Source organism: Streptomyces sp. GC420, assembly GCF_009916105.1.
Classification (GTDB): domain Bacteria; phylum Actinomycetota; class Actinomycetes; order Streptomycetales; family Streptomycetaceae; genus Streptomyces.
Window position 1 is genome coordinate 1 of sequence record NZ_JAAAXQ010000308.1, and the last position, 10046, is coordinate 10046.

The following is a 10046-nucleotide window of genomic DNA, read 5'->3' on the forward strand; positions in this document are numbered from 1 at the left end:
GGCTGGACGCGCATGGAGCGGACCATCGCCGCGGCCGAATGCGAGTCGAACGCGCTCTCGTTGCGGGCCACCGCGCGGATCGAGCGCAGCAGTTCGGTGGTGTCGACGTCCTTGACGACGTAGCCGCGTGCCCCGTGGTGGATCGCGTCCACCACGAGCGAGTCGTCGATGAAGGTGGTGAGCACCAGCACCGCCAGCTCCGGGTGGCGCCCGGTCAGTTTCGCGCAGAGTTCCAGCCCTTCGGTGTCGGCCCCGGTGGACAGCTTCAGGTCCAGCAGCACGATCGACGGCCGCGCCCGCTCGACGACGGTGACCGCCTCGGCGGCCGTGCTCGCCTCACCGACGACCTCCAGGTCGCTCTCCCGCTCGAGGATGGAACGCAGCCCGTGCCGGACGATGGCGTGGTCGTCGACAAGGACGATCCGCACGGCGGCGGCGAGGGCCGCGGCGGTCCGCTGCTCAGTGGTCATCGGCTGCCTCCTGATCGGAGCGCCCCGGCAGCGGGATCTCGACCCGCAGCAGAACGCCTCCCATTCCTGACCGGCGGATGGAAAGCCTGCCCCCCATCTCCTCCGCCCTGGCGACCATGTTCGCCAGCCCGCGGTGGCGTCCCGAGAGGTCGGCGGCCCGCGACAGCCGCAGCGCGTGACGCAACTGCGCGGGGTCGCCCGTGCCGTTGTCGGACACGGTCAGCACAACGGCCTCCGGCAGGTACCGCAGGCGCACCAGAGCGCGGCCGGCCTTGCCGTGCGTTGCCGAATTGAACAGAGCCTCGCCGGTCAGCCTGAGGATCGACTGCTCGGCCTGCGGCGGCAACGGCACCGGACTGCCCTCGACCCGCACCCGCACGTCCAGGTCCGTCGTCAGATGCACCGTCGAGAGCCGCTCCAGCAGCACCGGGAGAGGTCCCGTCGGCTCGTGCGAGGTGTGGTGCAACGCGTAGATCGCGGCCCGCAGCCGCTCCACGGCATACCGGTTGAGGTCCTTGGCGGTGGCCAGCCGCCCGGCGATGTCCCCGGCGGGCCCGCCCAGCGCCTCCAGCTCCGCCCGGCACACCTCGACCGTCATCCCGGCGCTCAGCACGTACTGCGTGACGCTGTCGTGCAGTTCGCGCGCGATCCGGTGCCGCTCGTCGTCCAGCGCCTGCCGCTGCATCGCGTCGAGCAGCCGCGTCTGGGCCTCGGCCAGCTCGGCGCTGCGCGCGGCCAGGTCCCTGGCCTGCTTCTCGGCGGCCTCCGACAGCTGCTCCGTCCGTCCGCGCAGCGCCGTCGCCGCGTGGAAGAGGTACGAGTTGTGCAGCGCGACGGCGGCCTGATTGGCGAGGACCCGCAGGACGGCGAGGTCCGTCTCGGCCACCTCCACCCCGGCCCCCGGCTGCGCGGCGATCCCGCCGACCGGCTCGTCGTCCAGGGTCATCGGCGCGCGAACCCAGCCGCGGCCCCGGGCAGGCGCCCCGGCCTCCCAGGGCCGGGCGCGCAGGACTTCGAGGTGTTCCCGCGCCTCGGCGGGCAGCCGTGCCTCGTCGTCGATCAGCACGTCGTCGGCGTACAGCAGGAACCGCGGACGGGCCACGCGCAGTGCCCCGTCCGCGAGGGCCAGCAGCAGCCAGCGCGCCTGGAGGTGCTCCGCCGCCGTTCGTACGACGGCCTCGACCAGGGCGCGCGGGCCCTCCGCCGAGCGGACGAGGGCCCGCGAGATACCGTCGAGCGCCTCCACCGTGTGCTCCAGCCGTTCCATGGAGCGCACGTACGCCGGATAGAACGACCGCTTGCCCGAACGCAGGCCGGTCAGCGCCCCGAGGTCGGCGGCCTGCCGGCCACGGCCGTTCACGCTCACCCCGACCGCCTCACAGCGCTTCACGGAACAGCGTCTGCACGTCCCACACGTCGAGCTCCCGGGGGTTCGTGGCCATACAGGCGTCCTTCAGCGCGGTGCGCGCGAGACCGGGCACGTCCGAATCCGCGACCCCGAGGCTGCCCAGGCCCTTGGGGACGCCGACGTCGTCAGCCAGCGCGCGCACCCGGTCCGCGAGCCGCAGCGCCACCTCGTGGGCGGGGAGCCCCGCGGTCGGGATGCCGGCGGCCTCGCCCAGTGCGACGAACCGTTCCGGCCACGCCTCGGCGTTGTACCGGATGACATGCGGCAGGATCACGCCGTTCACCACGCCGTGCGGGGCGTCGAGCAGGCCGCCGACCTGGTGGCTCATCGCGTGCGTCGCCCCCAGGATGGCGTTGGTGAACGCCATGCCCGCCTCCAGCGAGGCCTGTGCCATGGCGAGGCGGGGGCCGAAGTCCTTCGGCTCGAACTGGGTGCGCGCCAGGTTTTCCATGATCAGTCTGACGGCGTGGAGCGCGTGGTTGTCGGTCAGCGGGTTGTGGGCGCGGGACACGAACGCCTCGATCGCGTGGGTGAGCGCGTCCAGCCCGGTCGCCGCGTTCAGCCAGCCCGGCATGGTGGTCAGCAGCCGCGGGTCGATCACCGATATCTCCGGCACCAGCGTCCGGCTGACGATCGTGATCTTGACGCGCTCGGCGGTGTCGGTGATGACGGCGAACTGCGACACGTCCGCGCCGGTACCCGAGGTGGAGGGCACCATCACGGTCGGCGGGATCGGCTGCACGACCTGGTCCACACCCTCGTAGTCGAGGATGCGCCCGCCGTTGCCCGACAGGATCGCCACGCCCTTGGCCGCATCGATGCAGGAGCCTCCGCCCAGCCCCACGATCACATCACTGCCGGTCTCGGTGTACCGCCTGAAACCTGCCTCGACCTCGTGCCCCTTGGGGTTGGGCGTCACGTCGTGCCACACCACCGGGCGCAGACCGACCCGGCGCAGGTGACCGACCGCCTCGTCCACCCAGCCCGCCTCCATCAGACCCGGATCGGTGACGAGGAACGGCCGCCGCCCGCCGAGCCGCAGCGCGCAGTGCCCGAGCTCCGCGAGCGAACCCGGCCCGAACACGATCTCCGGCACATGGAACTTGGCGAGACGGGAGGACCGGAGGGCCGCCTCGGTCCCGGCCCGCTGGGGCCCCACGAGCTCGCACTGGAACTCGTCACGGCTCCACTCGGCGCTCGGATCGTGACCGCTGGTCGCGACGGCGCCTGGCACGAGCGACATGCGACCTCCCGGAGGTGAAGTCCGTGAACGTGCGGATGACCTGGATAGTACTTCGCAGGCCCGCGCCGACGGTGGTGTGATACGGACGACAAAGCTAGGCGTACCGGGCCGTCCGGGCACCTGCCCCGACGGAGGGGAGGAGACCTGTCCGATCGGTCAGGTGCGCCCGGCGGCGTCCCGGCGGACGATACCGGCCCGCCCCCGTGCACGGCAGGCCACCGGAACGGCTCCGGCGGGCCGCCCGCACATGTTCCGGCGGGCGACAGGAACGCCGCCCTGCCTGTAGAAACAGGGGGGACGACACAAGCGCGCCGAGCGGGACGGGGACCCAGGCTGTGAATCTCGGGACAGGCCGGGCAGGGGACCTGCGGGTGACCGGGGCGGCTGTCGCCCTGGGCGGACTGATCGCCTCGGCCGTGGCGCTGGCCGTGGCACCGGCGGTCATGCCGCCCGGCTACTCATGGGTGTCGCGGACGACCAGTGAGTCCGCGGCCCAGGGACTGTCCGGCGCCTGGGTGGCACGCCTCGGCTTCGTCCTGTTCGGGCTGTCGGTCGTCCTGCTGGCCACCGTGTGCCGGCGCCGGTGGGGAGTGTGGGGCGTCGCCCTGCACGCGGCCTTCGGCGCGCTGATGACGGCCGCGGCAGCCTTCTCGCACAAACCCTGGCAGGCGACGGGGCCGTACGACCGCACCGAGGACGTCCTGCACTCGGTGGCCGCGAGCACGATGGGTATCGCCTTCGCCCTGGGCATCGTGGCCGTCGCGCTGTCCCGCCGGGCCCTCCGGCGACGGGTACGACTCGCCGACGCGGTCGCGGTCGCGGCCTCGGTGGTGCTTCCCCTGGGGATGACCGTGCTCCCGGACGTGCAGGGTGTGCTGCAGCGGCTCATCTTCGTGGTGGCCTACGCCTGGTACGCCACGGAAGCGGTTCTGACGATCCGTCAACCCGGTCCGCGGGCCTTCGAGCGGGGGTAGGCGGATCCCGGCGAAGCCGCGACGGGCAGCGCCCGGCGGGCGAACGCCTCGCGGGAACGGCGGCCGGGCCGCGGGCGTCCGGCCCGCCGGAGTCCGCGCGCCGGTGCCGACGACGCGGCCGCGAGGCCCGTGCACGGCGTCCCGCCGCCGCCCGCGTCGGACGGCAGCCGGAAGGGGGCGCCGAGACTCCGCCCGGCCGTGGCTTGCGGGCCCGCAAGGACGCCGCGCGTGGCCGCGCCTCGCGCCGCACCGATGTCCGGCAGCCGGAAGGGGCGCGCTGCGGTTCGCCGGCCGGCAGGAACGCCGGGGTGCCACCGGTCACCGCCGTGGCATCCCCGCCCGGTCCCTGCCGCTACCGCGTGAGGTCGACCGGATCCACATCGCCGACCGGCTGTGGGAGAAAGCCGCGACCCGGCAGATCGCCGGGGCGGGGTGGTGGTGCGCGGCGGCCGCCCGGCGCGGACGGGCGTCGCGCGGCACCGGCGTGTCTCGGGTGCTGCGTTCCGGCACGCCGGGATACCGGTCGGCGGGCCGTGCCGGCGCGTGCTGAGGACACGGTCCCGCGGGGCCGCCACCCGGACGGCCCGGACGGCCGGTCCCGCGGCCACCACCCGGGTGGAGGCCGCGGGACCGGGCCGCCGCAGCCCCGTGTCACCGCGTGCAGGCGGTGACGAAGCCGGAGAACAGGCGGTGGCGGTGGGCGGCGCAGCCGTCGGGGTCCTCCGGGTGCCACTGCACGCCGACCACCCACCGGTCAGGGTGCTCCACCGCCTCGACCACACCGTCGTCCGCGCGCGCCGAGACGATCAGGCCGTCGCCGATCCGGTCGACGGCCTGGTGGTGGCCGGACCGTACGGTCAGCCGCGGTTCTCCCGCGAGGTCAGCCACACGGGTGCCGGGCGTGACGGTCACCTTCTCGTCGAGGAACATCGGCCGCCCCGGGCCGCCGCGGTGCAGCCGGTAGTCCTCCAGGTCCGGTACGAGCGTGCCGCCGTGGGCGATGTTGATCAGCTGGTTGCCCCGGCAGATGCCCAGCACCGGCCTGCCCGCGGCACTCGCCCGCCGGATCGCGGCCAGGGTGTGGTCGTCCGCCCGGCGGTCCACGCCGTACGAGTTCGGCACCGGGCCGCTCACGCCGTACAGTTCTCCGTCCACGTCGCCGCCGCCGAGGACGAGCAGCCCGTCGAACCGGGTCACCTCCGCCGGGTCGGGGAACGGCTCCGCGGAGGTGTCGATCAGCAGGTGGGCGGCGCCCAGTTCCCGCAGGGTCGCGAGGGCGGTCCCGGTGAAGCGCCGCACCAGGCCGGCGACGGGCACGGTCAGGCCGGGAAAGTTCAGCGAGACCACGACCGCGATGCGCGGACCGCCCGCCGGCGCGGGGCCGGGCGGTTCCACCTCGTGCCGGTGCACCACGGGCCGCTCCTCGGGCCCGTCCGTCTCGTGTCCCTGCGCCCCGGGACGGTCCGTCCCGCTCCGGTGCGCGGCCGGGCGGGCGCTCACAGCTTGATCCAAGTGGTCTTGAGCTGCGTGTACTTGTCCAGCGCGTGCAGCGACTTGTCACGGCCGAAGCCGGACTGGCCGTAGCCGCCGAACGGAACCGTGATGTCGCTGTCGTCGAAGCAGTTGACCCAGACCGTGCCGGCCCGGACGGCCCGGGACATCCGGTGGGCGGTGGACAGGTCCCGGGTCCACACGGCCGCGGCCAGCCCGTAGTCGGTGCTGTTGGCGATCCGCACGGCCTCTTCGTCGTCGTCGAAGGCGATCACCGAGAGCACCGGCCCGAAGACCTCCTGCCGGGCGATGCGCATCGCCGGGTCGACCCCGTCGAAGACGGTCGGTTCCACGTAGCAGCCGCCTGTGTCGGCCAGCACCCGGCCGCCGCCCACCACCGCGCGGGCGCCGTCCTCGACGGCGCCGCGCACATGGCCCAGGACCCGCTCCAGGTGCCTCTCCTCCACCAGCGCGCCGACCCGGGTGCGCGGGTCGAGGGGGTCGCCGACGACGGTCCGGCGTGCCTCCTCGACGACCAGCTCAAGCAGTTCGTCCTTGACCGAGCGGTGGACCAGCAGCCGGGACCCCGCCGAACACACCTCGCCCTGGTTGAAGAAGATGCCCCCGGCCACGGCGCGGGCCACCACGTCCAGGTCGGGCGCGTCGGGGAGGACGATCTGCGGTGACTTGCCGCCGAGTTCGAGCGAGACCTGCTTGATGTTGGACTCGGCGGAGTAGGCCAGGAAGAGCCTGCCGACCTCGCCCGAGCCGGTGAAGGTGAGGGCGTCCACGTCCGGGTGGCGGCCGAGGGCCGCTCCCGCCGTCGGGCCGAGGCCGGGCACCACGTTGAGGACCCCGTCGGGCACTCCCGCCTCGGTGGCCAGTTCGGCGAGGCGCAGCGCCGTCAGCGGCGACTGCTCGGCCGGTTTGAGGACCATGGTGTTGCCGGCGGCGAGGGCGGGCGCGATCTTCCATACCGCCATCATCAGCGGGAAGTTCCACGGAACCACGGCGCCGACGACGCCGAGCGGCTCGCGGGTGACGGTGGCCAGCGTCTCCGGGCCCGTGGGCGCCACCTCGTCGTACACCTTGTCCGCGGCCTCGGCGTAGAAGTCGAGGGTCTGGACGGTCACCCGCAGGTCCACGGCGAGCGCGTCGGTGTACGGCTTGCCCATGTCGACGCTCTCCAGCAGCGCCAGTTCCTCGGCGTGCTCCTCGACCAGCCGGGCCAGCCGTTGCAGGACGGCGCGCCGACGCCGCGGGTGCAGGTCCGACCAGCGGCCGCTGTCGAAGGCGCGCCGGGCGCTCGCCACCGCACGGTCGATGTCGGGCGCGCCGCCGGCGGCGACCCGGGCGATCACCCGGCCGTCGCGCGGGGAGACGCGTTCGAGGACGGCGCCGTCGAGGGCGTCCACCTGCCGCCCGTCGATGTGCAGCCGGGTGGGCGGGGAGAGTGTGGAGAATCGTTTCTGAAGCTCCTCGCGCCGGGTCAGGGCCGCGGCGGCCTCCGGGGCGGGGTCCGTGATCGCGGTCATGGGGCGAAGTCCTTTCTGGTGCTGATCGGGATGCGTGCCCGGGTCGGGATGCGTGCGCGGTCGACCAGGTCGGCGAAGAGCGCCGCGTCCTGGGGCGAGCCGGCGGCCAGGTCCTCGGGGTGCCACTGCACGGCGAGCACACCGGCGGACGGGTGCTCGACGGCCTCGACGCGGCCGTCGGCGGAGCGGGCCGCCACCACCAGGCCGTCGCCGAGGCGGTCGACGGCCTGGTGGTGGTAGGAGGAGACGGTGAAGGCGGCCGGGCCGACCACCGACCGCAGCCGGGTGCCGGGCAGGGCGGTGACCGGGTGCAGCGCGTCGCGGTGCGCCACCGGGCCGGGCGGCAGATGCTGCACGAGGGTGCCGCCGCAGACGGAGTTGAGCACCTGCAGGCCCCGGCAGATCGCCAGGGCCGGTATGCGCCGGGCGAGCACGGCGCGGGCCACGGCGAGGTCGAGGGCGTCCTGGTCCGGATGGTCGGGCTCGGTCATCGGGTGCCGGGTCCCGCCGTAGTGGGCGGGGTCCAGGTCGGAGCCGCCGGGCAGCACCGCACCGGCGAAGCCGGCCAGCCGCCGGGGCAGTTCCGGCAGGGCGCCGCGGTCGGCGCCGTGCAGGACCAGCGGCTCGCCGCCCGCCGCGAAGACGGCCTCGCACACGGCCTCGGCGGCGACGGTGGCGCTGAACCGCAGCCCGGAGACGGTGGCCGCCCGGCGGCCCACGACCAGGATCGGAGGGCGCACGCTCATCTCGGCGCCCCGGCGCCGCCGAACGGGTACTCCAGGGCGGGCAGCCACTCGGCCCACGCCCCGGCCAGCCGCCCGTCGGCGGTGACGCGGCCGAGCGCGCCGTCCAGCGCGGCCAGCGTGTCCGGACGGTCCTTCGCCACGCCCAGCGCCCAGCGGTTGCCGGTGCGCACCGTGAAGGCGAGCGTGAAGTCCGGGTCCTCGCCCAGCGGGACGAACACCACGTCGTCGTCGACGACGGCGTCCACCTCCCCGGCCCGCAGGGCCGCGAGCATCTCCGCGAAGACGTCGTCGGAGCCACCGCCGAACGACACCGGCAGAGCACCGGTGAACGTCCGTGCCAGTGCCATGTTGGTGGAACCCGCGATGGCCGCGACCCTCCTGCCGCGCAGGTCCTCCGGGCCGTTCACCGCGTCCCCGCGCCGCACCAGCACCGACTCGTGGAAGACGGCGTACGGGCGGGTGAAATCCACCAGCGCCGACCGGTCGGGCGTGATGCCCTGCCCGCACAGCACGGCGTCGGCCTCTCCCCGCCGCACGGCGGGGATCATCTCCGCCCACGGCAGGTACACCCACTCCAGCCGGCGGCCCAGTTCGGCGGCGATCAGCTCGCCGACGGCCGGCTCGTAGCCGCGGCGGGAGCCGTCGGGTCCCGAGAGGTGGAACAGGGGTGCCGCCTCGGAGTCGATGCAGGCAAGGCGCAGAGGCGCGGTCACGGCGTCTCCTCGGCGTACATCATGTGCTCCCAGTCGGTGACGGTGCCGCAGAAGCGGGCCCACTCGTCCCGTTTGAAGGCGCTGTAGAGCTCGGCGAGTTCCGCGCCCAGCGCGTCCTTGACCACCGGGTCCGCCTCGAAGGCGTCCAGGGCCTCGCCGAGGGTGAGCGGAAGCTTGTCGAAGCGGGGCACGTCGCCGTCGTAGCTGGAGCCGTGCTGGGCCGGTCCTGGGTCCGTGCCGTGGGTGAGGCCGTCCTCGACGGCGGCGATCAGCACGGCGTGCGAGAGGTAGGGGTTGACCATGGCGTCGGGGAGTTTGAACTCCAGCCGCCCGTTGGCGGACAGGCGCACCGTGCAGGTCTTGTTGTCCATGCCCCAGTTGATCTGCGACGGGGCGAACTGGCCGGAGTCCCAGTAGCGTTTGTACGAGTTGACGGTGGAGCCCATGACCGCCATGGCGCCGGCCGCGTGGCTGAGGATTCCGCCGAGGGCGTGCCGACCGGTCTCGGTGAGGTGCAGCTCCGTGACGCCGGGGTCGGCGAGGACGTTCACGCCGTCGCGCCACAGCGAGAGGTTGTGGTGGCAGCCGTTGCCCATCATCCCGGTGGCGGGCTTGGGCATGAAGCTCGCGGTGACACCGAGTTCACGGGCGACCTGGCGGCAGATCTGCCGGTAGACCACCAGCCGGTCGGCGGTGAGGTCGGCGTGGTCGTACATCCAGTTGAGTTCCAGCTGGCCGGGGTCCTCGTAGTCGCCCTCGATCATGTCCAGCCCGAGCGCCTGCCCGTAGGAGATCACCTTCTGGTAGATCGGGCGGTACCGCTCCAGGTGGTCCACGTGGTAGGCCGGGCTGGAGCCGGGGCGGAAGCGGGCGTCGAGCCCGGGGCCGCTCCACGTCATCTCGGGTTCGCAGCCGGTGCGCAGTTCCAGGCCGGTGCGGGCGGTGAACGCGGCGTGCAGCCTCCGCAGGTTGCCGCGTACGTCTGTGGCGAGCGGTTGCCCGCCGACCCCGGGGCGGTGGTCGGGTTCGTAGAGGCGGCAGAAGAAGCGGCCGGTGGTGCTGTCCCAGGGGAGCACGGCGAAGGTGTCGAGGTCGGGGACGGCGGTGAACTCGGCGGCCTCGGCGCCGCCGCCGAGCAGGTTGCCGGCCCGGTCGGTCTGCAGGTCGCTGACGGCGGTGCGGTGCAGCTGGACGCCGCGCTCCGCGTTGCGGGCCAGGTGGCGGGCGGGGACGACCTTGCCCACGACCCGGCCGGTGACGGTGACGGCCTGGTAGTAGAGGTACTGCACGCCTGCTTCGTCGATCCGCTTGCGGATCGCCTCCAGCACGGCCTGATCGGTGTTGCGCTCACGGTGCCGGTCCAGTGCGGTGACACCGGGCGTGGTGGTGATCGTCATGGTTCCTCGTGGTGGAGTCGGGGCGGCGGAGCCGGGGGGCGTGGTGGCGGAGCCGGTGAGGGCATCAGG

9 protein-coding genes are annotated in these 10046 nt (G+C 73.8%); 1 reads left to right on the top strand and 8 read right to left on the bottom strand.

What is annotated here, in order from left to right:
- The 3 genes from GUY61_RS28840 to GUY61_RS28850 form a co-directional block, all read right to left on the bottom strand.
- Positions 1–470: response regulator transcription factor (locus GUY61_RS28840; RefSeq protein ID WP_166633196.1), on the bottom strand; the 470-nt coding region annotated here is incomplete at its 3' end.
- Complete coding sequence (locus GUY61_RS28845; protein WP_313896923.1) at positions 460–1836, bottom strand: MadS family sensor histidine kinase; 1377 nt, start codon at positions 1834–1836, stop codon at positions 460–462. The genes GUY61_RS28840 and GUY61_RS28845, both read right to left, overlap by 11 nt.
- A 10-nt stretch (positions 1837–1846) precedes the next feature.
- Positions 1847–3121, bottom strand: coding sequence for an iron-containing alcohol dehydrogenase (locus tag GUY61_RS28850; RefSeq protein ID WP_166633197.1), 1275 nt, complete (start codon positions 3119–3121; stop codon positions 1847–1849).
- Positions 3122–3492: 371 nt separating this feature from the next.
- Between GUY61_RS28850 and GUY61_RS28855 the strand changes: the two genes are divergently transcribed.
- Positions 3493–4095, top strand: a complete 603-nt coding sequence (locus GUY61_RS28855) for a DUF998 domain-containing protein (protein WP_208106591.1) — start codon at positions 3493–3495, stop codon at positions 4093–4095.
- Positions 4096–4746: 651 nt separating this feature from the next.
- On the opposite strand, the gene GUY61_RS28860 is transcribed toward GUY61_RS28855, so the two are convergent.
- From GUY61_RS28860 to GUY61_RS28880, 5 genes are read right to left on the bottom strand one after another with little or no spacing between them, the layout of a single operon-like run.
- Positions 4747–5595 (bottom strand): gamma-glutamyl-gamma-aminobutyrate hydrolase family protein, encoded by an 849-nt coding sequence (locus tag GUY61_RS28860; protein WP_313896924.1) that lies wholly within the window; start codon positions 5593–5595, stop codon positions 4747–4749.
- On the bottom strand, positions 5592–7121 hold the full coding sequence (locus GUY61_RS28865) for an aldehyde dehydrogenase (RefSeq protein WP_166633199.1): 1530 nt from the start codon (positions 7119–7121) through the stop codon (positions 5592–5594). The genes GUY61_RS28860 and GUY61_RS28865 overlap by 4 nt, the downstream gene beginning before the upstream one ends.
- Positions 7118–7867: a gamma-glutamyl-gamma-aminobutyrate hydrolase family protein gene (locus GUY61_RS28870; RefSeq protein ID WP_166633200.1), complete on the bottom strand. Its 750-nt coding sequence runs from the start codon at positions 7865–7867 to the stop codon at positions 7118–7120. Before GUY61_RS28870 ends, GUY61_RS28865 begins: the two co-directional genes overlap by 4 nt.
- Entirely contained in the window at positions 7864–8580 is a 717-nt protein-coding gene (locus GUY61_RS28875) for an ABC transporter substrate-binding protein (RefSeq protein ID WP_166633201.1), read from the bottom strand. Before GUY61_RS28875 ends, GUY61_RS28870 begins: the two co-directional genes overlap by 4 nt.
- Complete coding sequence (locus tag GUY61_RS28880) at positions 8577–9977, bottom strand: glutamine synthetase family protein (RefSeq protein WP_166633202.1); 1401 nt, start codon at positions 9975–9977, stop codon at positions 8577–8579. Before GUY61_RS28880 ends, GUY61_RS28875 begins: the two co-directional genes overlap by 4 nt.
- Positions 9978–10046: the final 69 nt, after the last annotated feature.